This window comes from Verrucomicrobiia bacterium, assembly GCA_019694135.1.
Lineage (GTDB): Bacteria > Verrucomicrobiota > Verrucomicrobiia > JADLBR01 > JAIBCM01 > JAIBCM01.
This window is the reverse complement of sequence record JAIBCM010000003.1, coordinates 332,785-358,495: the sequence shown is the minus strand read 5'-3', so window position 1 is coordinate 358,495 and position 25,711 is coordinate 332,785. Positions and strand designations below refer to the sequence as shown.

21 protein-coding genes and 1 riboswitch are annotated in these 25,711 nt (G+C 42.2%); of the genes, 15 read left to right on the top strand and 6 right to left on the bottom strand.

Annotated features, from left to right (window positions below; genetic code table 11):
* Positions 1-34: 34 nt before the first annotated feature.
* Positions 35-217 (top strand): hypothetical protein, encoded by a 183-nt coding sequence (locus K1X66_06290; protein ID MBX7157977.1) that lies wholly within the window; start codon positions 35-37, stop codon positions 215-217.
* 22 nt (positions 218-239) lie between these two features.
* On the opposite strand, the gene K1X66_06285 is transcribed toward K1X66_06290, so the two are convergent.
* Positions 240-626: a hypothetical protein gene (locus K1X66_06285; protein MBX7157976.1), complete on the bottom strand. Its 387-nt coding sequence runs from the start codon at positions 624-626 to the stop codon at positions 240-242.
* Positions 627-827: 201 nt separating this feature from the next.
* Here K1X66_06285 and K1X66_06280 point away from each other — a divergent pair, with 201 nt between their 5' ends.
* From K1X66_06280 to K1X66_06240, 9 genes are all read left to right on the top strand, one after another.
* The gene (locus K1X66_06280; GenBank protein MBX7157975.1) at positions 828-1,196 is read left to right on the top strand and encodes a hypothetical protein; all 369 of its coding nucleotides are present in this window, start codon (positions 828-830) and stop codon (positions 1,194-1,196) included.
* 91 nt (positions 1,197-1,287) lie between these two features.
* Positions 1,288-2,796, top strand: a complete 1,509-nt coding sequence (trpE, locus tag K1X66_06275) for an anthranilate synthase component I (GenBank protein MBX7157974.1) — start codon at positions 1,288-1,290, stop codon at positions 2,794-2,796.
* Positions 2,797-2,807: 11 nt separating this feature from the next.
* The gene (locus K1X66_06270) at positions 2,808-3,380 is read left to right on the top strand and encodes an aminodeoxychorismate/anthranilate synthase component II (protein ID MBX7157973.1); all 573 of its coding nucleotides are present in this window, start codon (positions 2,808-2,810) and stop codon (positions 3,378-3,380) included.
* Between the two features lie 59 nt (positions 3,381-3,439).
* Positions 3,440-4,696, top strand: a complete 1,257-nt coding sequence (locus tag K1X66_06265; protein MBX7157972.1) for a Glu/Leu/Phe/Val dehydrogenase — start codon at positions 3,440-3,442, stop codon at positions 4,694-4,696.
* A 16-nt stretch (positions 4,697-4,712) separates the two neighbouring features.
* On the top strand, positions 4,713-5,465 hold the full coding sequence (locus K1X66_06260) for a pyridoxine 5'-phosphate synthase (protein MBX7157971.1): 753 nt from the start codon (positions 4,713-4,715) through the stop codon (positions 5,463-5,465).
* On the top strand, positions 5,462-5,842 hold the full coding sequence (acpS, locus tag K1X66_06255; GenBank protein ID MBX7157970.1) for a holo-ACP synthase: 381 nt from the start codon (positions 5,462-5,464) through the stop codon (positions 5,840-5,842). The genes K1X66_06260 and acpS overlap by 4 nt, the downstream gene beginning before the upstream one ends.
* Before the next feature lie 211 nt (positions 5,843-6,053).
* Positions 6,054-9,242, top strand: a complete 3,189-nt coding sequence (locus K1X66_06250; GenBank protein ID MBX7157969.1) for a hypothetical protein — start codon at positions 6,054-6,056, stop codon at positions 9,240-9,242.
* A 43-nt stretch (positions 9,243-9,285) separates the two neighbouring features.
* A riboswitch (cobalamin riboswitch) is annotated at positions 9,286-9,553 on the top strand.
* Between the two features lie 117 nt (positions 9,554-9,670).
* Positions 9,671-10,717 carry a hypothetical protein gene (locus K1X66_06245; protein MBX7157968.1) on the top strand — a complete coding sequence of 349 codons (1,047 nt, stop codon included), beginning with the start codon at positions 9,671-9,673 and terminating at the stop codon, positions 10,715-10,717.
* 43 nt (positions 10,718-10,760) lie between these two features.
* A complete protein-coding gene (locus K1X66_06240) occupies positions 10,761-12,557 on the top strand; it encodes a TonB-dependent receptor (protein ID MBX7157967.1) in 1,797 nt (598 codons plus the stop codon).
* Here the strand turns inward: K1X66_06240 and K1X66_06235 are convergent.
* Entirely contained in the window at positions 12,554-13,105 is a 552-nt protein-coding gene (locus tag K1X66_06235; GenBank protein MBX7157966.1) for a hypothetical protein, read from the bottom strand. The genes K1X66_06240 and K1X66_06235 overlap by 4 nt on opposite strands.
* Positions 13,106-13,252: 147 nt before the next feature.
* On the opposite strand from K1X66_06235, the gene speA reads away from it, so the two are divergent.
* Complete coding sequence (speA, locus tag K1X66_06230) at positions 13,253-15,151, top strand: biosynthetic arginine decarboxylase (protein ID MBX7157965.1); 1,899 nt, start codon at positions 13,253-13,255, stop codon at positions 15,149-15,151.
* A gap of 137 nt (positions 15,152-15,288) precedes the next feature.
* Here speA and K1X66_06225 read toward each other — a convergent pair whose 3' ends face one another.
* The gene (locus K1X66_06225; protein MBX7157964.1) at positions 15,289-16,050 is read right to left on the bottom strand and encodes a hypothetical protein; all 762 of its coding nucleotides are present in this window, start codon (positions 16,048-16,050) and stop codon (positions 15,289-15,291) included.
* 4 nt (positions 16,051-16,054) lie between these two features.
* Positions 16,055-16,555, bottom strand: a complete 501-nt coding sequence (locus K1X66_06220; GenBank protein ID MBX7157963.1) for a hypothetical protein — start codon at positions 16,553-16,555, stop codon at positions 16,055-16,057.
* Between the two features lie 375 nt (positions 16,556-16,930).
* Here K1X66_06220 and dnaB point away from each other — a divergent pair, with 375 nt between their 5' ends.
* From dnaB to lpxD, 4 genes are all read left to right on the top strand, one after another.
* Entirely contained in the window at positions 16,931-18,367 is a 1,437-nt protein-coding gene (gene dnaB / locus K1X66_06215; protein MBX7157962.1) for a replicative DNA helicase, read from the top strand.
* 107 nt (positions 18,368-18,474) lie between these two features.
* Entirely contained in the window at positions 18,475-21,126 is a 2,652-nt protein-coding gene (bamA, locus tag K1X66_06210; protein ID MBX7157961.1) for an outer membrane protein assembly factor BamA, read from the top strand.
* Between the two features lie 34 nt (positions 21,127-21,160).
* Positions 21,161-21,763, top strand: a complete 603-nt coding sequence (locus K1X66_06205) for an OmpH family outer membrane protein (protein ID MBX7157960.1) — start codon at positions 21,161-21,163, stop codon at positions 21,761-21,763.
* Between the two features lie 6 nt (positions 21,764-21,769).
* On the top strand, positions 21,770-22,804 hold the full coding sequence (lpxD, locus tag K1X66_06200; GenBank protein ID MBX7157959.1) for a UDP-3-O-(3-hydroxymyristoyl)glucosamine N-acyltransferase: 1,035 nt from the start codon (positions 21,770-21,772) through the stop codon (positions 22,802-22,804).
* 5 nt (positions 22,805-22,809) lie between these two features.
* On the opposite strand, the gene clpX is transcribed toward lpxD, so the two are convergent.
* Both clpX and purH read right to left on the bottom strand, forming a co-directional pair.
* Positions 22,810-24,081 (bottom strand): ATP-dependent Clp protease ATP-binding subunit ClpX, encoded by a 1,272-nt coding sequence (clpX, locus tag K1X66_06195; GenBank protein ID MBX7157958.1) that lies wholly within the window; start codon positions 24,079-24,081, stop codon positions 22,810-22,812.
* A 96-nt stretch (positions 24,082-24,177) separates the two neighbouring features.
* Positions 24,178-25,692, bottom strand: a complete 1,515-nt coding sequence (gene purH, locus K1X66_06190; protein ID MBX7157957.1) for a bifunctional phosphoribosylaminoimidazolecarboxamide formyltransferase/IMP cyclohydrolase — start codon at positions 25,690-25,692, stop codon at positions 24,178-24,180.
* Between the last annotated feature and the right edge of the window lie 19 nt (positions 25,693-25,711).

The window sequence follows — 25,711 nt, the reverse complement described above, 5'->3', positions numbered from 1 at the left end:
GACAAGTGACGAAGGAAGCGGTTTATTAATGCCAATGAATCAAGTTGTTAAGCCAGCGCCTCGTCGAAAAAGTCATTTATGGAAAGTGGCGATATGGTTGATTGTGATTGTGATTGTGGCGCAGTTGATATGGTTGTTGTCATCTGTTCCCTGGTTAAGAAAAATTTTAAAGCAGGAAAAGCAGCAAGCTCGACAAGAGCAGGTGATGGAAGAATAGAGAAATTTGCCAATTTAAAAATTTAATTAGCAAAAGGATCGTGGGAGCTGAAGCCGGGATATGACGTTGGATTTGATTCTAATTTAATAGAACTTGTGGAAGAGGGGGAGTTATGGGATGGGGTGATCGATTGAGGAGTTCCTTCAAGGTTTTGAGCAGATGTCGCATCCGTAATTTCTTCTCTTGAAACTGCACCTTTAGCATCTCGAATGACTAGCCAACTGACATAGGCAGAAAAAGAGTGGCCAAACCCTCTTTTTTCTGCGTTACGTTTTCCAATTTCAGCAACCTCTTTGTCAAGAGTGATGCTGGTTCGAACAATATTTCCTTTGCTTACTTTCACGAGTTTTAAATTTTTTTTAATCAATATAACTTTTGGCTTTTCTATCAATAAGTCAAAATTTATCAATGCAAATTGTTCATTATTAACTATATTGGATATTATTTTAAATTAATCCGCAGTGCAGAAAATAAATTTTTTACAAGCTTATTCAAAAAAGCCTAATTAAAAAAATAACAAAAAGGTGAAAAAGAACTTTTCTTCAGCAAGAAAAACGATAAGAGCTTTTAAAGGAATGAAAACGTTATGATGAATTAGGAGGAGATTCTAGTGAAAACAATTGGAGCATCCGAAGTTAATAAGAATGTCTTACGTGAGGAGTCTTCCGAATCTTATTTACATTCTCCAGAGTTTCAATTGATCGAACAATGGCGAGTTGCTATTAAAAGTTTACTTTTGGCATGTGTTGAAGAGGGAAATCCTTACACTTCTTCCTTATTGGCTTGTTACAGTTATATGAAAGTGGCGCGATGGGAAAAAATATCGCCGTTGCAAAAATTAGTCGTTTTGAGTGCGCTTAGGACGATTATTAATAACGAGATACAGCTAAAGGAGACAATAGAAAAACAGGTGGATTCCATGCTTTTTTTGCAAGTTTATCAGGAATTATTACAAAGAGTGCATACCTTTTATTCTTAAATTGTGTTTCTTGTTTTGAAGTAAGATCGTTCTTTCCCTTCGATTAATTTTCTATCATTATCTTTTTCTATTCGATTGAAGATGGGTTGTTATGAATTTACCGATTTATCCTGATATTACTGCTTTTTGTCAGTTGGCTAAGCAAGGGAATCTTGTCCCTGTTTCTATAGAGCTTTTAGCGGATTTGGAAACGCCCGTTTCAGCTTATCTGAAATTAGCTGGTCAGGGGGATCGGTTTTTATTGGAATCGGTGGAGCAGGGAGAGCGTTTTGCGCGTTATTCTTTTGTGGGTTTTAATCCTCGAGCGATTTTGCAGTCTAAAAATGGGAAAATGATTTTAAAAGAGAAGGGGAAAAAAACTCAAGAATGGGAGACATCGAGTGATCCTTTGCGGGAATTGGAGCAATGGATGGCGCGTTATCGTTTGGCTCAAACGCCTCTTCATTTACCACTCTTTTTTGGAGGCGCGGTTGGATTTTTATCTTACGAAATGATTCGTTATTTTGAGAAAACCGTGCCTATGGCAAAACAAGATGATTTGCTGGTGCCGGATTTTTATTTTATTTTGAGTGACACGCTTTTGATTTTTGATCATGTGACGCGTCGTTTGAAAATTGTAGTGAATGCAATCGTTGAAGAAGGTGATAAATCTGAATTGGTTTATCGAACCGTTTGTGAAAAGCTGCAAGAGATTGTTCAATGTTTAAAGCAGCCTTTGTCGCCCACGCTGTTTTTTCCTAATTTGTCTTTTGATGATATTTCGTTTCAGACGAATATGACGCGTGACTATTACTTGAAAATGGCGCAGGCCATGAAAGGCTACATTGAACGGGGTGATATTTTTCAAGTGGTGCCTTCGCAACGTTTTGAATTTTCGTATACGGGTTCTGCGATTGATTTGTATCGGGCTTTGCGTTCGATTAATCCGTCGCCTTATATGTTTTGTTTGGAATTTGCTGATTTTGCTTTGGTGGGCTCTTCGCCTGAAATTCATGTGCGTTGCGAACAGAATAAAGTGACGGTTCGGCCCATTGCCGGAACGCGTCCTCGCCGCGAAAATCCTGTGGAGGATAAAGCGATGGAGACCGAATTATTGGCGGATGAGAAAGAAAGAGCGGAGCATGTGATGTTGGTGGATTTGGCGAGGAATGATGTGGGGCGTGTATGTGAGTTTAACACAGTGAAAGTTTCGGAATTTATGACTGTAGAACGTTATTCGCATGTGATGCATTTGAGTTCTCATGTCGAAGGTGAATTGCATTCAGGAAAAAATATGTTCGATGTCATGCGTGCGACATTTCCTGCGGGAACGGTGAGTGGATCGCCCAAAGTGCGAGCGATGCAGATCATTGCAGAATTGGAGCCGACGCAACGCGCAACTTATGCTGGGGCTGTGGGCTATTTTAGTTTTTCGGGAAACTTGGATTCGTGCATTGCGATTCGCACGTTGTTGTTAAAGCAGGGTAAGGCTTATTTGCAAGCGGGTGGTGGGCTTGTGGCCGATTCTACTCCGGAGGGAGAATATCAAGAGAGTGTTTCTAAGGCGAAAGCAGGAATGAAAGCATTAGCTTTAGCTAGCGCGCATCAAAAAATAAGATAAGCTACCAAACTATGGTTTTAGTAATCGATAATTACGACAGTTTTACTTACAATCTTGTTCAGTATTTGGGCGAGTTGGGGGCAAATCTTGTTGTGAAACGAAATGATGAAATTACAGTGGATGAAGTAGAAAAGCTGGCACCGGAAAAAATTTTAATTTCGCCAGGCCCTTGCACACCGAACGAGGCGGGAGTTTCTTGCCAACTGATTCAAAAACTTGGAGAACGGGTGCCTTTGTTGGGAGTTTGTTTGGGACATCAATGTATTGGTCAAGCGTTTGGGGGCGAGATCGTGCGAGCACAACGGTTGATGCATGGAAAAACGTCATGGATTTCGCATGACGGCACGGGACTTTTTAAAAATTTGCCTAATCCTTTTGAAGCCACGCGCTATCATTCTTTGGTTATTCGTCGCGAGACATTTCCATCTTGTTTGAATATCACAGCCCAAAACACGGGCGAGGAAGAGGTGGAAATTATGGGATTACAACATAAAGAGTTGCCCATTTATGGAGTGCAATTTCATCCCGAGTCTATTTTAACGCGATGCGGTAAAGATTTGTTAAAAAATTTTCTTACTCTTTGATTTGTGCGAAGAATATTATTTTCTTTTTTATTGGTTTTTGCCATTTTTCTTTTTTCTTCATGAAGCTCTTGGACGATCCGGTCTATAGAATGGCCTGTCAACAGTTTGATCGGGCAGCGGATGTATTGGGAATGCCGGAACAATTTCGCGAGCGAATTAAACAGCCTAAGCGATGTATTTCCGTTTCGATGCCGGTTTTGATGGATGATGGTTCAGTACAAGTTTTTTGGGGACACCGGGTGCAGCATCATTTAACTTTGGGGCCGACCAAAGGTGGTTTGCGTTTTAGTCCACAAGTGGAATTGGGTGAGGTGGCAGCATTAGCAATGTGGATGAGTTGGAAATGTGCTTTGGTGGGATTGCCTTATGGCGGTGGCAAGGGTGGTGTCAATTGCAATCCGCGTGAGTTATCATTGCGCGAGTTGGAAATGGTGACGCGTCGTTATACACAAGAGATGATGCCTTTTATTGGCCCACAAACAGATGTCATGGCGCCGGATATGGGCACGAACGAGCAGACGATGGCATGGATGATGGATACTTATTCGATGCATGCTGGGCATGCGGTGCCAGCAGTGGTGACGGGTAAGCCAGTAAGTATTGGGGGCTCTTTGGGGCGACGAGAGGCCACGGGTCGAGGCGTAGCATTTTTGATAGGGCGAGTGATGGAAATTTTGCAAATGGAGCCGCAGGGAACAACGGCAATTATTCAGGGTTTTGGGAATGTGGGTAGTGTAGCGGCTTATGCTTTGAGGCGGTTCGGAATAAAAATTGTAGGAATTAGCGATTTTTCTGGCGCTTTATTTCATGAAAAAGGTTTAGATTTAGAAAAGCTTGAGGCTCACGTGCTAGCGAATCGATCTTTGGAAGGCTTTTCCGAGGGGCAATGGATGAGTAATGAAGAACTTTTAGTCCAACCGTGTGATATTTTAGTGCCAGCAGCGGTAGAGCGAACGATTACAGAAAATAATGCGCATCAATTGAAATGTCGTATTTTAGCTGAGGCAGCGAATGGCCCGACAACTCCTGAAGCGGATGGAATCATTGATGAAAGAGAGGATATTTTTTTGATTCCGGATGTTTTGTGTAATGCTGGTGGGGTCATTGTTTCTTATTTTGAATGGGTACAGGATTTACAGAATTTTTTTTGGTCGGAAGTAGAAGTGTTGGATCGGTTGTATCGTGTTTTAGAGCCCGCGTTGGCCGCGATTTTGAAGCGGGCGAAAGAGCGTAAGATTAGTCATCGTAATGCGGCGTTGTGTTTGGGTATTGAACGAGTCATGCAGGCCAAACAGATGCGGGGACTTTTTCCTTAAAAGCAATATGAAAAAAATGAAATTACGTCTCGGGGTGAATGTGGATCATGTGGCAACTGTGAGACAGGCGCGTTATCGGGAAAAAGTGCCGGGTATGATAGCGGAGCCGGATCCCGTAGGTTTTGCGTTGGAGGCTCAGAAGGCTGGAGCACATGGAATTACTGCGCATTTGCGTGAGGATCGTCGTCATATGCAGGAAGAGGATATTAGACGTTTGAAGAGGGAGGTGGCTTTACCTTTGAATTTGGAAATGGCGAACACGGCAGAGATGGTTAAGTTTGCTTTGGCTTTGAAACCGGATGCGGTTTGTTTGGTGCCGGAGAATCGGCAAGAGGTGACGACTGAAGGGGGGCTTGATGTGTTTGGGCATCGTATTTCTCTTCAGAAAAATATAGTGCGTTTGCGTGATGTTGGAGCGAAAGTGAGTCTTTTTATTGATCCTGATTTAAAACAAATTGAGTTTGCAAAGAAAGTAGGAGCAGATTGGATTGAGTTGCACACAGGCAAGTTTGCGGTGGTTTATCAGAATAAGCGACGTCGTGCCGAAGAGTTGAAGCGGTTGATTGAAGGAGCGCATTTTGCAAATAAGATGGGGTTAAAAGTGAATGCGGGACATGGATTGCACGTTCGGAATGTGTGCGATTTGTTTGTGATGCCTTTTTTGTATGAGTTGAATATTGGGCATTCTATTGTTTCTCGAGCGCTTTGGGTTGGGGTAAGGAATGCGGTGAAGGAAATGCTTGTTTTAATGAAAGAATATCGTTTGTGAAAGTGTTGGGAATTGGATTTGATATGGTAGAGGTGGCGCGAATTCAGCGAATTTGGGAAAAATTCGGTGACGCTTTTTTGCAAAGGGTGTTCGGTGAGGAGGAGTTGAGTTATTGTTTGAAGATGCGTCAACCGGAGCTGCATTTGGCCGCGCGATTTGCCGCGAAGGAGGCGATTGTGAAAGCGTTGGGTTCGGGGATAGGAGCTGTGCGATGGCGCGATTTGGTGATTACAAAGGAAAGTTCTGGAGCGCCTTGGATTAAGTTGTCTGGAGCGGCATTAGCTTGCTTGGAGGCGATGGGTGGAAAGGTGATAAAGGTAAGTTTGTCACACACTCAACATTATGCGGGTGCTCAGGCGATTGTGTTGTCGAGTTAAAATATATCTCTGTTAATATTTCTGCTCATTCTATGATTGGGTTAAAAAAACAAAGCGGGGTTTAACCCGCTTTGCTATAGAAAACGCTTTTTTGTTCCGGTGTAATCGCTTGGCGATTAGTGACGCGGTTTGCGTTATCTAACTTTGTCTTGATTCTTCAAAATTGTATGCCATATTTTTAATTATTGACAAGTAAATATTTTAAAAATTTATGATTCTTTCATTTAACTGGGGTAAAAACTCTATTGGCTGGAGTTTGCTTAGGAGTCAACCGAGTTTGGAACTTTTAGGAACTGGAGTTGTAACTTTTTCTTTGAATAGTTGCATGGCGGCAGAAAGGCGTAATCATCGTCGGCAAAGGCGTCATATTCGTAGCACGCGCCAAAGGATTGTTGGGATAAAAAAACTTTTAAATGAACTAGGTGTTTTAGAGCAAGAGGCGTTGAACCGACCAGGTTGCGCATGGCCGTGGTTACTGGCAGCTCGAGTCTTGCAAGGTGGCGAGTTGCTTTCCTGGTCAGAGTTGTGGAATGTGTTGCGTTGGTATGCTCATAATCGAGGGTATGACGGAAATCGACGTTGGAGTTATTTGGAGAAAAAAGTTTACGTTGAAGATAGCCAAAAAGAAAAAAATGCTTGGGAGTTTATGAAGCGTCATAAAACAAGCACCATGGCGGAAACTTTTTGTGCGGAGTTAGGATTGGATCCTTTGAAGGATAAAAAAGCTTCTCATTTGACTTTTAAGAATCATAACGCGGCCTTTCCCCGTAAAGTAGTGGAAGCAGAAGTACGAAGAATTTTGGAAGCGCATATTGGGCATTTGTCTCAGGTAAATCAGGAATTCATTCGTACTTTGATTGGGGAGGGTATTGAAGATAAAAAAGCTTGGCAGACACTGCCTCAGGCAAATTTGCACTTGCCCAATCGTTTCGAAGGCGGTCTTTTATTTGGCCAACTCGTGGCTCGATTTGATAATCGAGATCGAACGATTTGTCCCATTACTTATCCTCGACTTTTGCTAGAGGCTAAACGCCACACGATCAGTGAAGAACGCGCTAAGATCGTTGCGGCTCAGAGATCCCGCACGCCGCATAAAAATTGTCCTGAATTTTATCGCTATCGTTGGGCAACTCTTTTGTCGCGCATACAAATTAAAGAGGCGAAAGATTTGCCTCATCGTTTTCTGAATCAAGCCGAGTTGCAAAAAATAACGGAATTAGCTCAGCGACGCGGACATTTTACGATTACGCAATTTAAAAAAGCGGTGCGAGTCACGACGAATGCAGATGAGGACAATTTGGATAAGCTATTTCATCAAGCCGAATTGGCCGAGGCTTTGATGGTTGATCCGATTCGAAAATTAGAAACTTCAAACCGTTTGTTGCCTTTTTGGAATTTGTTGCCTGAATGTTTGAAAAAAAGGATTCGAGGACAATGGCGACGGGGACATGCTGTTACGCTAGAACAAATTCGAGCTCAATTACAGTCAAGAGGTGGGGCTGTTGATTTATTTGATCAGGAGCTCCAACAACAGCTGCAACTGGCTCAGAATCGTCGACGAAAGCGCGAGTCTGTGGTTGGGTTGGAAGATCTTTTGCAAATAAAATTTTATCCTGAGCAATTGACTGGTCGTGCTCCGTACGCTCGGTGGGTTATGAAAGAGGTTGCTAATGAAATCATGCAAGGCAAACAACCGCAACGACCTGGAGGTTGTTTATCGTTAACACCGGAGTTACGCCAAGCGCAATTTGAAATGCCTTTATCGTTTCAAACCAAAAGTCATTGGGTGCAACATCGTATGCTTTTACTGGAACGTTTGGTAAAAGATATTGTTCAGACTTATGCCGATGACAATTTGGGGGCGATTAAAAAAGTTATCTTTAAAGTAGATCATCCCACAAAAAGTTCTGGATTTAAACCCTTGCCAGACTTGAACGAAAATTCTGAATCAGAAGAGTGGCAACGTCTCATGAAGAAATTGCAATTGGATGCTAAGATTAAAAATTGCAACGTTCCAATCACTTCCGAAATTATTCGCAAAGCTTGTATTGCCGAAGATTTGGGTTGGCGATGTCCTTACACAGGAGAAAAATATCAACCTATAGACCTTGTTTTGAGAAAGGTAGATAAAGATTATATTACTCCTGATGTGAAGAGCTTTTCTGAGTCATTGGACTCTTTAGTGCTGACTTTTACTGAAATTCACAATTGGAAAGGTAAACGGTCCGGAGCTAAGTTTGTGGAGGAGGAGGCTGGTAAGCCGGTGCCCAATTTACCACATCTTTCTATTACCTCGCCTTCAAACTTTAAACGTTTTGTGGAAAATCTGGAAACGACAGATGAAGATTTTCGGCATCAGCAACACATCGAAATGAGTGAAAGACCTCGTTTGGTTTCTGAATTTTCTGCTTTCGAAACAGCACAATCTTTTTCTTTAACTCAAATTGGTGCCCGCGTTATTGCTAGCGTTTTTCATCATGCGCCTCCGCCTATTGTTACGCTTTCACAAACGGTACTGGAACCGGTGCAAAAACAGTGGAACTTAGAAAGTTATCTTGCCGGTTTGTGTCCCCAGGTCGAAAAGGATGAAAATAATATTTCTCGAGTTACCTATTTAACGCGAGCGATCAAAGCATGTTCTCAAGGGTTATTTTCTTACTATGCCGCTCAAGTTCATCATTCGCAAGATAGCCAAAAACCTTACTCTGAAAAAAATTCTTTTTTTCCAAAATTACCAAGTTATCTGAAAGAACAGCTTATTCATCGGTTACTGGAAAATCGAGTCGTGCAACATTTGCCTACTCGAATGGATGGGCTAAAAGTCGAACAAAATATTTGGCGCGTAGTTTCTAGAGATAAACAAGATCAAGTTACCTTGCGGCAGCGAAATCTTCAATCTTCTAAGCTTTTTAAGACAGAAGTATTACATGCTATTAAACTTTTAGGATTAGATCCTGAAAAGGAACCTAGCAAACTTAAATCACTTAAGGGCGCGTTGATTGTGCGCGACAATTTTGGAATTGCAGTAGGTTCGCAAGGTTCGCAATCCGTCATCGTTCCTTTTCATAAAGTTTGGTTAAGATTACAAGCGCTTAAAGATAGTTGCGCGAAAAAACCAATGACCTTTTTAAGGAATGGACAGATCATTCATGTGCCCAGAGAACGGCAACGTAAAATTAGTCGATGGGGCCTGAAAGGAACTTGGCGCATTTTTTCTGTGAAAAATAATCGCGGAGGCATTGCCCTGGACTTGGGCTACGTTGATGCAGTTAAAGCTCATATGATTAATATTGCTTTGGAAGCCTTGCTAAAGGCGGGCGCTTATCCGATTCAAACGAATTTAGTGGGTAGTCGTGCTACAGCTAAAAAACGTTCCCAAACTATGGCTGTAACAGCTTAATTTTTAGGCTTGCTTAAAATCAAATAAATTTTTATCTAGCAGCCTAGTTCTTTGATTTTGAGATTATCTTTTGTGTGAACAAAAGAAAGGTTGATTGCGCCGGGGAACTCCGTGAAATTCGGAGACAGTTGCGCTGCGGTATTGAGCTACAATCTTCCATTGCCTAATTTGAAAAAATAGGTGAACAAACCCAGTGAAGCCGAAATGCTTTGCGAAGGGGGAAGAAAGGCAAAATGATTTCACCCGCTTTGGCGGGAGGAAATTCAAGAAACTCAAAAGTCCGAATATCTGTCCAATCAATCACTCATTGCTATTTTCAAGAGGATTGAAAATAGAACTTTATCGCAAATAATAAAGTGTGAGAGTGGCAACAAACCATCGTTAATCTTTGGTGATTTTTCTACTCTTGCTCATAACAGGAGTAAAAAATGAAGCGTGGAATAGTTAGTGTTGGATTAGTCGTCGTCTTATCAATCAAAAGCTTTGCGTTAACAGGCAGTGGCAAGCAAGTGGTTTCTTATCAACCCGGATCAGGATCAACTTTAACTCAAACTTCAGCAGCTCTTGGATTGCCTGATCCTTTGGTAGGAGTTGGCACTCCTTTTGTTTCTATTCTTAGCCCATTTAATCCTCCTTATGAAGACTCGCAACTTTTACAAATTGGTCCGGGTGGCCAGATGACGATTCAACTTTCGCATTTTGCTATTGTTGGACCAGGTCGAGAAATTGGAATTTTTAGCAATGTAGGTATTTTTGATGCTGCTTATCCTCAAGGGAAAGCGGGTTCTCCAATTACTCTTTTTGGCGATGATAAAGTGACGGTTGAAGTCAGTGAAGATGGTCAGACTTTTTTTTCTTTGGGAGAAAAAAACATTTCTATGTTTCATAATTTTTTTACGGATTTGGCCAATCCTTATTCCAGTGAATCCGGAGCACGTCGTGCCGATTTTGGGCGTCCGTTTTTAGGAAAGGTCAGCGATTTTGCTGGTAAAGATTATGAAGAAATCAAACAGGTCTTGGCTGGTTCGGCGGGAGGGAATTGGTTGGATGCAAGTGCTGCTCCTCTTACTAAAATAGGTTATGTTCGTTTGAGTTTGCCTGCTAATGCTCCTAACAAATTTGAACTCGATGCTATAACTGTGAATAATCAATTACTGGGCGCTTCGACAGATGGATCGACCTCTTCACAAAATTCGAAACGAAAAAAAATTACGATTCTTCGACCCCTGCGCAATGAAAAAGTGTCAGGCAATTTTATGGCAATTGGCACGGTGAAATCAAAAACGAGGATGGTGGGTATAGAATATCGTGTTAATCATGGTTCCTGGCAAGAAGGTGTTTTAGTAGACAAAAATTGGTCTGCTCTTGTTGAGGTTCTGGACGGAATTGTTGTGATTCAATTGGAAGTGCGCGCTTTCGGTGAGCAAGGTGAACGAACTCCGAGCAAGTTTCGCCGTTTTCGTGTGTTGGAGTAAGATTTCAAAATTGTTTTGAGCGTCGATGCAAAAAACGAAACAAGTGCGAAGACTTAGTCTGCTCATTTTATTTATTTCTTTTTCGTGTGGTTCGCAACCGGCTCTCACGACATTAGAGCCGGTAGTGGTCACCGCAACACGAACGAAAGAAAAAACCATTACGCCTGATATAACGGTTTTAAATTCTGATGAACTGCAAGCGAAAGGTATAACAACAGTCGAGCAGGCCTTGCGACAAGTGTCGGGACTTTCTGTCGCAACAACGGGAGGACCTGGTCAACTGAGCTCTATTTTTAGTCGAGGAACAGAATCGAATCATACCACGATTTTAATTGATGGCGTTCGTATGAGTCCTGGTTTGGCAGGCGGTTACGATTTGGCCAATTTAACGCTGGATAATGTCGAGCGTATCGAGGTAGTGAAAGGCCCTATTTCTACACTTTATGGACAAGATGCTGTGGGAGGAGTGATTAATATTATTACCAGTTCGGGTGAGGGAGAGCGGATGAGTGGTGAGGCTTCTTTCGAAACAGGATCTTACTCAACTTTTCAAGAGCTCGCGGCGAGTCGCGGGGCCTTTGGTCTTTTCGACTATTCGTTTAGCGCAAGCAAATGGGTAGCAGATTATCATCGGGTCAATGACGATATCGACCTTTTTTCAGTTCGAGCCAAACTTGGATTCCGTATTTCAGACACAGCCAGGTTAGAAACATTAATTAATTATTACAAAGCAGACAATGAATCGCCCGGCTCCATTCCTTTCTCGACGCCTACTGCTGAATTAACACGGGAAATTTTTACACTTGCACCTAAATTGACATGGCAAACGACCCCGACATGGAAGCAAACCGTAATTACGAGTTTTACTCAAGAAGATCAAAATTATATGATTTTGCCGGTGGTTGATAATCAAACGCTGTTGCAATACAAAACCGTGGATTATCAATCCGATTTTCAGATCAGTTCTTCCTGGAAATTAACTTTGGGAGCCAATTTAGAATGGAATCAGGTCGATCTTTTTGCTAATCACATTTCGGCTATTGATGAATCCCATTTTAGTTACGGTTTTTATCTGCAAAGCCAGTGGGAAGTATTTAAGAATTTTCAAATGATTAGCAGTTTACGCTATGATAATTATCAGGCTTATGACACACCGATAACTTGGCAGCAAACTTTTTCCTATGAATTGCCCACCGACACCTTGCTCTATGCAAAAGTAGGCACGGCTTATAGCCCACCAACTTTTCAAGACCTTTATTTTCCAGGTTTTGGTAATCCTAATTTGGAAGCGGAAGAATCTTTTTCTTACGAGATTGGATTCACACAACATTTTTGGCACAAAAAAATTCGATTTACTTCGGCTTATTTTAGAAATGAAATTCAGAATCTTATTCAGTTCGATGGGATTTTACCGCAAAATATTTCTGAGGCAGAAACCTGGGGAGTGGAAAATTCTTTTACTATCCAGCCTTGGAATTTTTTGTCCTTATCTATGGGCTATACCTATTTGGAAGCCAACGACACAGAGGCGCAAATTCGTTTGGTGCGACGTCCGCGTCATCTTTTCACTTCTGATTTGATAGTGAAACCTCTTTCTTGTGTGACTTTGTTTTTGGGGGCGGAATGGAAACGGGAACGCGAAGATTTTGATGCATTAGCTTTTCAACAAAAAGATATGCCGGATTATTTGACTCTTCGCAGCGGATTACAATGGGCCATTAATCGTTATTGTTCTGTTGGATTTCGCGTAGAAAATTTGTGGGACGAGGAATATGAAGAGGTTAGCGGTTATCCTGCGCCTCGAAGAGCTTATTATGTTAAAACAGAATTTCGTTTTTAACGTGCGACAATAGCAGGGGAAACTTTTTTGGAGGAAAGTTCCATAGTTAAAACAAATAAGCCAGTGAATAAAAGATCGCTAATTAAAGAATTTTTGAAAAATAAATAAGTTGGCGGATAAGTGGGTAATCCCATTGTTAGGGCTTGCCACCAACCTGCTGCGGTTTTGGCGTAGAGAGGTTCTGCAAACCAGGATATCGAGTTGGTGATAAGATAAAAGAGAGAGGATCCTAGTAAGCTTCCAGTAAAAATGGTGGCAAAAGATTTATGATATTTTACCCAGCGACCTAGCCCCCAAGCCATAACGTAGCAAAAATAAGCGGGCAACATGCTCCATGCTAAAAGTGAGGCGTGATAATAATGATTGAGCCAAAGATCAGAAATGAATAAAGCGCCGATAGGGATCATCATGGCTAAGAAACCAGGCCAATAAATCGCAGCGCAAAAACTTAGCGCCATTAAAGGAGCGAAATTAGGCCAGCCATTGAGCAAAGGCATAAAAATGCGATAAAGAGCCACAAAAAGAATTAGGAGAAAGCTAAAAGGCATAATTTAAAAAATAGCAGATTCAAGAATAGGGAGCAAGTGGGTAGTGCAGGAATGCAGAAAATGGGCGGGGAAAAAACGCTTTATCATTTGCTAAACCGGTTTAATAAAAAAACTGTTAATTTTTGAAAATTGAGCAACATTGAATTCATGAGTGATTGGACTATTGAAAAAGCGGTAGAACATTATCGAGTTCCGCGATGGGGTGGCGATTATTTTTCGATCAATGGAAAAGGAAATGTGACCGTGTCGCCATTGCGCGCTAAAGGGGCGACTTTGGATATGGTTCAGGTGATTGAAGCAGCCAAGCAAAGAGGGTTGCATTTTCCGATGGTGTTACGGTTTCAGGATTTGTTGCGGGATCGCGTGGTGGCGATTAATGAGGCGTTTCAACAGGTGATGCGGGAGCAAAAATATCCAGGTATTTATCGCGGAGTGTTCCCGATCAAGGTGAATCAGCTGTGTGAAGTCGTAGAAGAAATTTTGGAGGCGGGAAAAACGTTTCATTATGGTTTGGAAGCTGGCAGTAAACCGGAATTGGTAGCGGCGCTGGCCTTGCATCGTGATCCGGAAAGCTTGATCATTTGCAATGGCTACAAGGATGAAAGTTTTATTCGTCTGGCGTTGCTTGGGAAAAAACTGGGCAAGCAAGTGATTATTGTGATTGAGAAGCTAGAGGAGCTGGCTTTGGTGCTGAAAGTTTCTGAAAAGTTTGGGGTTAAACCGCAGCTGGGATTTCGCATTAAGTTGCAAGTCAAAGGCGCTGGCAAATGGGCTGCGTCTTCTGGAGATGATGCCAAATTCGGTTTAACCGCGCGTGATTTGGTGGAAGCTTGTGAAATTTTAAAACAGCATCAGGCCGAAGATATGTTTCAGCTATTGCATTTTCACATGGGATCACAGATGCCCGATATTCAAATCATTCGACGCGCAGTGAGCGAAGCAGCCCGCTATTACGCGAAAGTTCGACAGTTAAATTTTCCAGTAAAATTTGTCGATGTCGGTGGTGGATTGGGCATTGATTATGATGGCACGCGTAGCACTTCCGAAAGTTCGATGAATTACACGCTGGAAGAATATTGTCGAACGGTGGTTCAACAAATTGCCGAAATTTGTGAGGAGGAGAAAGTGCCTTGTCCCGATCTGGTCAGTGAAAGTGGCCGCGCAGTGGTGTCGCCACATTCAGTGTTGGTGGTGGAAGTGTTTGGCGTTTCTGAAAAGAAAGGGAGGCTAAAGAACGTCAAAAAAATTGCTAAAGATAAATTGGCACAAAATTTGGAAGTTTTATTGAAACAACTAAATCGTCGCACAAGACGCGAAGTTTGGCATGAAGCGCTTCGCATTCGCGAACAGGCTGAGACGATGTTTAGTTTGGGTTTATTGGATTTGGAAACCAAGGCGATAGTGGAAGAAAGGTTTTGGACAGTTGCGGAAGGAGTGACCGAGGCTTATCGCAACTCCCGAGTGGTGCCGGAGGAGATTCGAGAACTGCAATTTTCTTTGAGCGATCAGTACTGGTGCAATTTTTCGGTGTTTCAATCGCTTGTCGATCACTGGGCTTTAGGACAATTATTTCCCGTCATGCCGCTTCATCATTTAGAGAAAGAACCGGATCGTTGGGGAACTTTGGTGGATATTACCTGCGATTCGGATGGTAAAGTGTCTCGTTTCATCGGTAAAAATAAAGGGCAACAAACGTTGCGTTTGCATCGCTTCCAAAACCAGTCTTATTGGATCGGATTTTTTTTGGTGGGCGCTTATCAGGATGTGATGGGTGATATTCATAACCTTTTTGGTAGGGTGAATGAAGCGCACGTTTTTTTAGACGGAGACGAAGAATCCGGTTTTTATATTGAAGAAACGATCGAAGGCCGAAAAATTGGCCAGGTGCTTCAGGATGTCCAATACGATAAGCACGAGTTGGCCAGCGAATTCAAGGAGCAAGTTACCACGGCCATTCGCGAGGACCGTTTAAAACCTAGCGAAGGAATGAATTTACTGGAAATTTATGAAAAAGAGTTGGAAGAACCGACTTACTTGAAGTTTTAATATCAATTAGAATTTTTAATTGTTTCAAGCTTGCTTTATCTCATCAATAATCAAGAGTCGACCTCGTAAAAGACCTCGTAAAACACCCCGTAAAATTTTTAATTTAATAACTTCCAACGGTTAGCACTTTGAAAAAGTTAGGGTTTTTGCGGTTGTGCTGGCACAGAATTTGTCATGGGAGGAGTGTATAGCTTTCTATATTGCCTTTCCATTTCAGGGTAAATGCTTTCAAGGGCATTTTTTAATAAGTCAGGCATATTTTTTAGCGCAAGTTTTTCCTGATATTTTTTAGTAGCGGGCAAAAGCTGAATTTCCTTAGAGTCAGTATCATCAAAAGAGTTTATGAAAAGCGTTAATGCTAAATCGAACTTCTTTGAGGGATCGCTTACATTGGCGATAAGAGCTGCTCCTCCCGGTCCAAAACCTAAAGGTTGAATAAATCCAGTAGCTCCATTACTAAGTTTAATTGACCTTAATAACTGATTTTCAATTCGTTCAGTCCGCCATTTTTCATAATTTGCGAGTAATTCTTTCTGCTTATTAGGGTCTTTTGTTTGTTTAATTTTTTCTTCCTTTTCAGCTGCTTTCTTTAAAAATTTCTCTTGAGATTCTTTTTCGAGTAAAGCTAATTTCTTAACATTTTCTACAGACAAAATTGATTTATACTGATAAAGCACAGTGCAATAAGCAAAAGCACGGTCTTTTGCTTCGTAGGATCTTCCCCATAAGAAATCTCCCATTTTTTTATAATCATTACCGATTTCGTCAGAAATTTTTAACTCATCTTCATAATTAAAAAAATCTTTAGCTTGCGAAGCTGGTAAAAGAAATATTGATGTCTGGGCGCTTAAAGAAAAAATAAAATTTAAAAGCAAGAACGGAAGTAAAAGTGATTTCATAAGATTATTTAAAATTAAATTCTCTTGGCCAAAGAGAATCAACTAGTTGAATTTCAGATTTATAGACTCGGCCAGCTTCACCTAAAGTATTATAACCTGATTGAGTGCGAGCAGCTAATGTCGACCAATATGAAGGGAAAGCCCCATAAGAAAAATCATAAAGGTCAGTTAATATTCCGGTCATTTTTACCTCAATCGTTTTACCAGATAAAACCTCTACTTTAACTTTAACATGCATTGGTTTTTCATTGCTTCTTGCGTGTCCTAATGCCACTGCCAAATTAAAATCTTGAATCTTATCAAAGTTAATATCCATTGATGGCAATTGCCAGTTAAATTCAGCAACATTATTTGTGGTATTGTTAAGCGTTTGTTGCACATAACCTTTCTTCAAAATAAATTGCTCGCTCAACCAATCCTCTAATAGTTGTTCTTGGCTACATATCGCACAGAGAATTAAGGAGTTAAGCAAAAGCTTAAAAACAATTATCAAGCCTTTCATCACCTTCGACCTCTGGTTTCCTATCATCCTCAGGCTTGACCTGAGGATCCGGGGGAATAAAGAATGGATTCCCGATCGAGTCGGGAATGGCAAGAGGTTTTTTCTTAGCTATATAAAAGATAATTAAAGAACTTCGGACAGTTGTAGAGCTAGCCAGAGGATAACAGGGAAATGGAGGATGGGTAGCTTAGATTGAGTCTTAGGATGACAATATTATAAATGTTGCCCTGAGTTGATTTCTGACTATTGACTGCTGGAGTTTTCTAAAGAGTTCGTTAATCCAAGCTAATTTTAGCGAGAAAAAAGCGTGTGAAAAAATTTCTTAAGGAAAGTTAAAATTTCATTTGCCCTTCTGGGTGGCTGAGTTAAAGAAGAGGGATGGTGGAAGCGGTTTTTAGAGAGCGAAGTGTAAAATTGCGGCCTGAGATGAATGGGGCGACGCTTAATGCGGATAAATGGCCGGTTCCTTATAGTTTAGAAGCGGAGCGGGGGGTTTTAGGTTCGATGTTGCTTTCGCCCAAGGAGGCAACGGATGAAGCGTTGGAGCGTTTGGTGGAGGAGGCGTTTTATGATCCTCGGCATCAGGCGATGTTTCGCGCGATGCAGGAGATGGTGGATGCGAATGAGCCATTGGATTTGATGTTGTTGCGGGAGCGGTTAAAGAATCGGGGGCTTTTGGACGAGATTGGTGGAGATGGTTATTTGGCGCAGTTGGTGGCGGATGTGCCGACGCCGGCGAATATTTTTAGTTATATTAATTTGGTTCGAAGCAAATTTTTATTGCGTCAGGTGGTTTGTTCGTGTGCGGAATTGGTGCAAGCGGTGCAAGAGGCTCCAGATGATCCCGGACCGGTTTTGGATCAGGCGCAGGCAGCTTTTTTTAAGATTTCGGAAGATTCTACTGCTAGGGACACTCAACCTGCTAAGGATTTAGTAATGCCGGTTTTGAAGCTCATCGAGCATATGAGCACGAACAAAGGCAAGGTGATCGGGGTGCCTACGGGTTTTTATGATTTGGATTCGTTAACGGGCGGTTTGCATGGTGGGGATATGATTGTTTTTGCAGCGCGTCCTGGTGTGGGTAAAACTTCGTTTGCGTTAAATATTGCGGAGCATGCAACTTTGGAAGGTGGCAAGGCGGTTGGCATTTTTTCTTTGGAAATGTCGAGTGAGCAGCTTTTGCTTCGTATGCTGGCTTCGCGTGCTCGGGTGAATCAAAAAACGATTCGTGATGGGTTTATTTCTGACACAGAATTTAAACGAATTGCTCATGCGGCGAGTGAGATTCAAAATGCTAAGTTGTATTTAGATGAGACGGCGGGGATTTCTCTGCAGCAACTTCGCACGAAGGCGCGTCGACTCAAAAAGCGTTACGATGTTGATCTGATTATTATTGATTATTTGCAGTTGATTCAGGCGGGTGGTATTCGTCGCAATGATTCGCGTCAGGCCGATGTGGCAGAAATTTCTGGTGGCATTAAGGCGATTGCTAAAGAGTTGAAAATTCCGGTAGTGGTTTTGTGTCAGTTGAATCGTGAGCCGGAAAAACGGGGAGGGGGACAGCCCAGATTGTCCGATTTGAGGGAGTCGGGTGCGATTGAGCAGGATGCGGATATTGTCGGATTGTTGTATCGACCCGAGTTGTATCGTGATAGTGATGAGGTCGGAGGCAATGGATTGGAAGGTGAGGCTTGTCTTGATATTCAGAAGCATCGAAATGGGCCGACTCAAAAAATTGATTTAACTTTCTTGAAAGCGTTGACGCGATTTGAAAGTCGTGTTCGCAAAAAAGATGTCATGGAACCTGGAATGTGATTTTTCTCGACGAGCCGACTCACCGGGCACTGAACTTTACCCTGTCTAAAATAGAGAAAATCCTTGCAGTGTAGCCCATAACCACTTATGAAACCAACTTTCCAATTATGAGGTTACCGAAGATTTCTTGGCTAATGATTGTAGGATTGCTGTTTTTGGGGGGTATTACCCCTTTTGGAGTTTATGGCCAAGAGTCGACTAATCGTCCGCCTGCTACGATTGATGAAATAGAGGACAGTTCAGCTTCTTCTCCGACGGATTTACCAGAAGAGTCTTCCTTGCCGGAGCCAGTGTTGGATGATGCTGATGTGGACGCTGCGGCTTCTGATGCTGCAACGTCTTCGGAATCGACTGGGGATGAAGTGGTTTATCCTCCTTCTCAATCGGATGAAGAGGTATTCGGACCGCCAATTAAGGAGATTGAGATTGAATATGCTGGGCCTAAATCGGTTAGTAAGGCAGTGATTTTATCGAATATGCGGACGACGGTGGGTCAGCCTTATAGTCAAGCGGCTATTGAAGAAGATGTGCACAATCTTTATGAGACGGGCCTTTTTGTGAATTTACGTGTTTATGATGAGCCATTGGCCGATGGCGTGAAAATTATTGTCATTGTTCAACCCAAACCTTTAGTGCGCCAGGTTACTTTGGTGGGGTGGTCGGAAGTGCCTGAGGGACGGTTATTAAAAGAAGTCAAAACCAAAGCAGGCGAAGTACTCAATGAGCAACAGGTGGCTAAGGATGCGATGGCGATGCAGGCTTATTATCAAAAAAAGGGTTTTAAAGATGCGCAGGTAACTTATCAGGTCGAAACTTCGGAGGAGACAGGGCGTTGTTCCGTGACGTTTAACATCAGTGAAAGTGGACGACAATATTTGCATGGCATTCAATTTGTTGGGAATGATTCCTTTCCCGCTTCGCGTTTGAGAAAAGAATTCAAAACTAAAAAACGTGGATTGTTATCTTGGCTAACAGGAACAGGGGTGGTGAAGGAAGAGCAATTTCAGGATGATTTGATTGCGTTGAAACAGTTTTATCAAAATCAAGGTTATATCGATATGGAAATTCAAGGCGTGGAATTTCGTCGTGTAGGAGATGAAGATGTGGATGCGGTGATTAAAGTTTCTGAAGGCACTCCTTACAAAGTGGGTTCTGTTACGTTGGAAGGTTATGTGGTTTATTCCAAAGAAAAAATTCGCAATCGTATGAGCATGTTAGAGGGCTCTGTTTATTCGCCTCTCGGTTTAGAAACGGATTTGAAAGCAGTTCGCGATCTTTACGGAGAGCAAGGTTACATTGATGCCGAAGTTGTGCCGACGCGACGTCCGAGTATTGAATCGGGGCGCATGGATTTAGCCTATAATATCACCGAAGGACCTCAAGGGTTTGTGGAGCGCATTATTATTCAGGGTAACAACAAGACGAAAGATAAGGTAATTCGACGCGAATTAGCTGTTGCGCCCGGTGATGTTTATAATAGTGTGCGCGTGGATGCGAGCAAGAAGCGTTTGGAAAATTTAAATTATTTTTCGAAAGTGGATATTAGTCCGCAAGAAACAGCAATCCCAAGCCGCAAGAATATGGTGGTTACGGTGGAAGAAGAGCGCACGGGGTCGTTTACTTTTGGTGCAGGTTATAGTTCGATTGATAGCTTTATTGGTTTTGCTGAATTTAGTCAGGGGAATTTTGATATTGCGAATTGGCCTTCGTTTATTGGTGGCGGTCAAAAATTTAGGACGCGTTTGCAATATGGTGATAAACGGCAGGATTTTACTATCTCTTTTGTGGAACCGTGGTTTATGAATCAACGGCTTTCTTTTGGGGTCGATCTTTTTTATCGTAACGCCAGTTATTTTAGTTCGTATTACGATGAGCAACGGGTTGGCGGTCATTTTAAATTTGCCAAAGCTCTTAACGATTTTCTCACGGCGCGAGCGATTTATAAGATCGAAAGTATTAATTTAGATGTCAAAGGTGATGCGCCACTGTTTTTGGAGCCAGAAAACGGTTCGCGCATTCGTAATGCGATTGAGTTTGGTTTAACGCATGACACGCGTGATAGCGTTTTTCTAACGCGTAAGGGTCATCGCATTGACGGTTCATTAGAAGTTGCTGCCGGAGGCGATGTCGAACTTTATAAAATTGGGTTTGAAGCAGAACAATATTTCAGTTTGCCTTTGGATATGATTTTAAGTTTGCAAGGCAATGTTGCGGTAGTGGATAGTTTTGGTGGGGATGACGTGCCTATTTTTGATCGACTGTTTGCTGGAGGCTCGAACAGCATTCGTGGGTTTAAGTTTCGTGATGTGGGGCCTAAATATGAACCGGACAATTTCCCCGGCTTAGATGATGAGCGAGATCGTATTGATGAAATTAATCGTGAGCTAGACAAGGACAATCTTTCTGAAGAGGAAGAAGACGATCTAAATGATGAAAAAGACGATTTAAAAGATAAGATTGATGATGAAAAAGATTTTGAAGGAACACCAGTGGGTGGCAAGACCATGGCTTATGGAACGGTGGAATTAACTTTCCCCATTTTCAGTCGAGTTCGAGGAGCTGTTTTTGTGGATGCAGGTTTTGTCAATAAGGCAGCATTCGATTTTTCACCTAATAATTTTAATGTTGGCGCAGGTGTCGGGTTACGCTTAAATTTGCCCATTGGCCCATTACGTTTAGATTTAGGTATGCCGCTGGTTACCGACAAGTATAACGATGATGGACCTCAATTTCACTTTAACGTCGGCTATCAATTCTAATAGATCAAATAGGTTAATAAAATAGGTTAAAAAGATGATGAAAAAAATATTATTGGCAATAATAGGATTAGGAATGATCACTTCTTTGAGTCAGGCTCAAATGAAAGTGGGAATGGTTGATTTAAATCGCGCATTTGATGCTTATTATAAAACAGCAGAATCTAAAGCCCGTGTTAGCGAATTGGAAGCGTCTTACAAAAAAGAGCGCCAGTTAAAGATGACCGATTATCAAAAACTAGCCGATGAATATGATAAATTAAAAGATGATGCGCAAAATCCGGCTTTAGCCGAATCCGTGCAGGAAGCGAAACGTAAAGCTACTATGGAAAAAGCGAAAGAATTGCAATTGCGCGAAAAAGAAATCACGCAATTTAATAATGAACGACAAAACGAAATTCAAACCACGATGATGCGTTTGCGTGATGGAATTGTAAAAGAAATTACTAAAGTGGTACAGGATTATGCTTCGAAAAATGGTTACACATTAGTGTTCGATAAGACTGCCCAATCGATGGCTGCAGCTCCTATTATCGTTTATTCATCCGATAGTATGGATTTTACGGATTCGATTATTAAAATTTTGAATGCGAATAAGCCTTCTTCTTCCTCGAATAGTGGCGAGAAGAAAGACCAGTAGTTTGTTGTGCAAAATACAGTTTTAGAACTGGCAAAACTGGTTGAAGCGACTCTGGAAGGTGATGGCGCTCGTTTGATAACAGGTGTGGGAGGATTGGACGATGCGATGCCCGATCAACTTTCTTTTTTGGCCAATCCTAAATATAAACGCAGCGCACAAAAATCCCGTGCAGGCGCTATTTTGTTAGGTCTTAAAGAACCTTGTCCCAATGATCAGGTTTCGCTTTTGCGAGTGGAAAATCCGTCGAAAGCTTTTGCTAAAATTTGTGCCTTATACTTTCCGCTCCGACCCAAGCCCAAGGCAGAACTTCATCCGCAAGCTATCATTTCTCCTGAAGCTAAACTTGCAGCGAGTGTGACAATTCAAGCTGGTGCTGTGATTGAAGAGAATGTGGAAATTGGTGAGGGAACAGTAATCGGCGCGAATGTTTATCTTGGGCGCGAGGTAAAAATTGGGAAAAATAGTTTGATTCATCCAAATGTTACGATTTTGGAGCGTTGTCAAGTTGGTGACGAAGTAGTGATTCACAGCGGAGCTGTAATTGGTGCGGATGGATTTGGTTTTGATCTTTCACAAGGTGGTGCAGAAAAGATTCCGCAAGTGGGGATAGTTCAAATTGATAATCGGGTAGAGATCGGAGCGAATACCACAATTGATCGCGCGCGTTTTGGTAAGACTTGGATTCAAGAAGGGGTGAAAATTGATAACTTGGTTCAAATCGCTCACAACGTGGTTGTGGGTAAGCATACGATTATTGTGGCACAGGCTGGCATTTCGGGCAGCACAACATTGGGACAGCAAGTGATTGTTGCCGGACAAGTAGGAATGGTGGGGCATATTCATATTGGCGATGGGGCTGTGGTAACGGCACAAGCTGGGGTTTCCAAGGATGTGCCGGCCAAATCAATTGTTTCAGGTTATCATGCACAACCGATTCGTGAAGAGCAACGAATTGAAGCAGCAATGCGGCGTTTGCCGGAACTATTAAAACGAGTCAAAGAATTAGAAGGACTCGTTGCTCAGCTACAGAAAAAAAATTAATTTTATTAAGCTGCTGCTTCTCGTTCTGGACGATAATGCAGTTTGGGTTTAGCTTTGCCTTCCACCGCAGCACGCGTGATGACAATTTCCATAACCTCTCGATGTGAGGAGGGAATTTCAAACATGGCATCTAGCATGAGATGCTCAAAAATCGAGCGTAATGCTCGCGCGCCTGTGCCTTTCTTCAAAGCTTGTTGTGCCATACTTGCAAGCGCTTCTTTTTCGATCGTTAATTTTACCTCTTCCATCGCAAAAAGCTTAGTAAACTGTTTGACGAGAGCATTTTTAGTTTCGGTCATAATGCGAACCAGTTCTGCTTCGACCAATTCGTCCAACACCGCTGTGACAGGAAGACGGCCAATAAATTCAGGAATTAAACCGAAAGTGATTAAATCTTCAGGTTCGACTTGTTGTAATAAAGAAAGTTCTGAGGAAAAAGCAGATTGGGTATCGGGTGAGTGGTAACCTAACACTTTAGCGCCAAGACGACGGTTAACCATTTTATCTAACCCTACAAATGCGCCACCACAAATGAACAAAATATTTTCCGTGTTTACCTGAATATATTCTTGATGAGGATGTTTGCGACCGCCTTGAGGTGGAACGTTGCAAATCGTGCCTTCAAGAATTTTTAATAATCCTTGTTGCACACCCTCTCCAGAAACATCGCGGGTGATGGAAACATTTTCTGTTTTACGACCAATTTTATCAATTTCATCAATATAAACGATGCCGATCTCAGCCCTTTTCACATCGTAATTAGCATTTTGTAGGAGTCTTAAAACAATCGTCTCCACATCTTCACCTACATAGCCAGCTTCCGTAATAGCTGTGGCATCGGCAATACAAAAAGGCACATCCAAAATTTTTGCCAAAGTTTTTGCCAGTAAAGTTTTGCCCGAGCCTGTCGGGCCAATTAACAGAATATTGCTTTTTTCAATTTCCACTTCGTGATGCGCTAGAAAAGGAGAACTTTGATTTTGCGAAAAAAAGATGCGTTTATAATGGTTGTGAACCGCTACAGAAAGCACACGTTTTGCCATTTCTTGACCGATTACGTAATGATCCAGTTGTTCTTTAATTTCGATGGGCTTGGGAATATGTAGTGATGGTGTGGAAGAAACCGTTTCTTCACTTAATTCTTTGTCCAAAATATTTTTGCAAACGTGAATGCAGCTATCGCAAATGTAGACTCCAGGTCCTGCAATTAAACGCCTGACTTCGGCATGATTTTTGCCGCAAAAAGAGCAAATGGTATTGTGAGAAGCCCGGGACATTATTTCAATATAGTGGATTTTAAGCCAATTCGCAAAGGGAATCGGTAAGCACTATTAATACTAAAAGCTGATTGCTGAAAACAGAAGGCTGATCAATTAATGTCGAAAATGTCTTTCGCTAGTAAGAATCATGGCGAGGTTATGATGATTGCAAGCTTCGATAACTTCTTTGTCGCGTAGGCTGCCGCCAGGTTGGATGACAGCGGTGGCACCGGCTTTGGCGGCGGCTAGGACGCCATCGGCAAAAGGGAAGAATGCGTCGGAAGCAATGATACTATTTTTTAAGCTTAAGCCAGCATCATGTGCTTTTTGTATGGCAATTTGCGAGGCGTCGATGCGTGACATTTGGCCAGCGCCAATGCCTAGGGTGCGGTCGGTGTTGGTGTAGACGATGGCATTGGATTTGACGTGTTTTACGACGCGCCACCCAAAGTGTAATGCTTGCCATTCTTCTTCGGTGGGTTGACGACGTGTGACGACTTGCCCTTTTTCTGCGGGCAGCAATTGATTGTCGGGTTGTTGAAGCAAGAGACCGCCCAAAGTTGATTTAATTTCCCAAGGAATAGTTGGGAAAGATGAAAATTGGAGGATGCGTAGGTTTTTCTTTTCTTTTAATAGGTCAAGCGCTTCGGGTTCAAAATGGTGTGCTAGTAAGATTTCGCAAAAGATGGTGTGTATTTTTTGAGCGAGATCGCGCGTGATGGTGCGATTGAAAATGAGAATGCCGCCGAAAGGAGAAAAGGGATCTGTGGCATAGGCTTTGTCCCAAGCGTCGATGAGTTGATGAGCGCTGCCAACGCCGCAAGGGTTGGTGTGTTTCAGGATGGCGGCAGTGGGTTCGGTAAATTCGTGAATGAGTTGAAGGGCTGCATGGGTATCGAGCAGGTTGTTGTAGGAAAGTTCTTTGCCATGAAGTTGTTGAAAAGGAAATTTTCCGTAAAAAGCGGCTTTTTGATGAGGATTTTCGCCATAGCGTAAGGAGCAGGTTTGAGATAGGGCCAGATGCAGTTGGTCTGGAGGTGAGGCGGGATTGGGGGTTAAATAATTAGCGATTAGGGCGTCGTAAGCGCTTGTGTGTTGAAAAACTTTTTGTGCGAGATTTTTTCGGTATTCCAAAGTGGTGTTGCCATGAGTTTTGAGTTGGGCGGTAAGGGTAAGGTAATCTTGCGGATTGCAAATTGCGGTGACGTGTTGGAAGTTTTTTGCTGCGCTTCGTAAAAGTGCGACTCCACCGATATCAATATTTTCAATAGCTTGTTTTACGTTTTCTGGGGTGTTATGGATAATTTTTTCGAAGGGGTAAAGATTGACGATGATCAAGTCGATGGGAAGGATGTTGTGTTGTTGAGTTTGTTGTTGGTGAGTGGGATTGTCGCGTTGAAAAAGGAGGGCGGCGTGAATTTGTGGATGCAGGGTTTTGACTCGTCCATCTAACATTTCAGGAAAGCCGGTAAGAGTGGTGATTTCGATGACAGGGATGTTTTCTTTTTTTAGATATTGAGCGGTTCCGTCTGTGGCGATGAGTTCGATATTGTGTTGGACGAGCGTTTGGGCGAGCGGCAAAAGGTCGGTTTTGTCGGAAACGGAAAGAAGTGCACGTTTGACTTTCATACTTTTAATAGATTCTTTA

Bases quoted from the DNA above. Each gene is read 5' to 3' on its own strand.
- K1X66_06290 (MBX7157977.1), top strand. From the start codon at position 35: ATGAATCAAGTTGTTAAGCCAGCGCCTCGTCGAAAAAGTCATTTATGG.
- trpE (MBX7157974.1), top strand. From the start codon at position 1,288: ATGAATTTACCGATTTATCCTGATATTACTGCTTTTTGTCAGTTGGCT.
- K1X66_06270 (MBX7157973.1), top strand. From the start codon at position 2,808: ATGGTTTTAGTAATCGATAATTACGACAGTTTTACTTACAATCTTGTT.
- K1X66_06265 (MBX7157972.1), top strand. From the start codon at position 3,440: ATGAAGCTCTTGGACGATCCGGTCTATAGAATGGCCTGTCAACAGTTT.
- K1X66_06260 (MBX7157971.1), top strand. From the start codon at position 4,713: ATGAAATTACGTCTCGGGGTGAATGTGGATCATGTGGCAACTGTGAGA.
- K1X66_06250 (MBX7157969.1), top strand. From the start codon at position 6,054: ATGATTCTTTCATTTAACTGGGGTAAAAACTCTATTGGCTGGAGTTTG.
- K1X66_06245 (MBX7157968.1), top strand. From the start codon at position 9,671: ATGAAGCGTGGAATAGTTAGTGTTGGATTAGTCGTCGTCTTATCAATC.
- K1X66_06235 (MBX7157966.1), bottom strand. From the start codon at position 13,105: ATGCCTTTTAGCTTTCTCCTAATTCTTTTTGTGGCTCTTTATCGCATT.
- speA (MBX7157965.1), top strand. From the start codon at position 13,253: ATGAGTGATTGGACTATTGAAAAAGCGGTAGAACATTATCGAGTTCCG.
- K1X66_06225 (MBX7157964.1), bottom strand. From the start codon at position 16,050: ATGAAATCACTTTTACTTCCGTTCTTGCTTTTAAATTTTATTTTTTCT.
- dnaB (MBX7157962.1), top strand. From the start codon at position 16,931: ATGGTGGAAGCGGTTTTTAGAGAGCGAAGTGTAAAATTGCGGCCTGAG.
- bamA (MBX7157961.1), top strand. From the start codon at position 18,475: ATGAGGTTACCGAAGATTTCTTGGCTAATGATTGTAGGATTGCTGTTT.
- K1X66_06205 (MBX7157960.1), top strand. From the start codon at position 21,161: ATGATGAAAAAAATATTATTGGCAATAATAGGATTAGGAATGATCACT.
- clpX (MBX7157958.1), bottom strand. From the start codon at position 24,081: ATGTCCCGGGCTTCTCACAATACCATTTGCTCTTTTTGCGGCAAAAAT.
- purH (MBX7157957.1), bottom strand. From the start codon at position 25,692: ATGAAAGTCAAACGTGCACTTCTTTCCGTTTCCGACAAAACCGACCTT.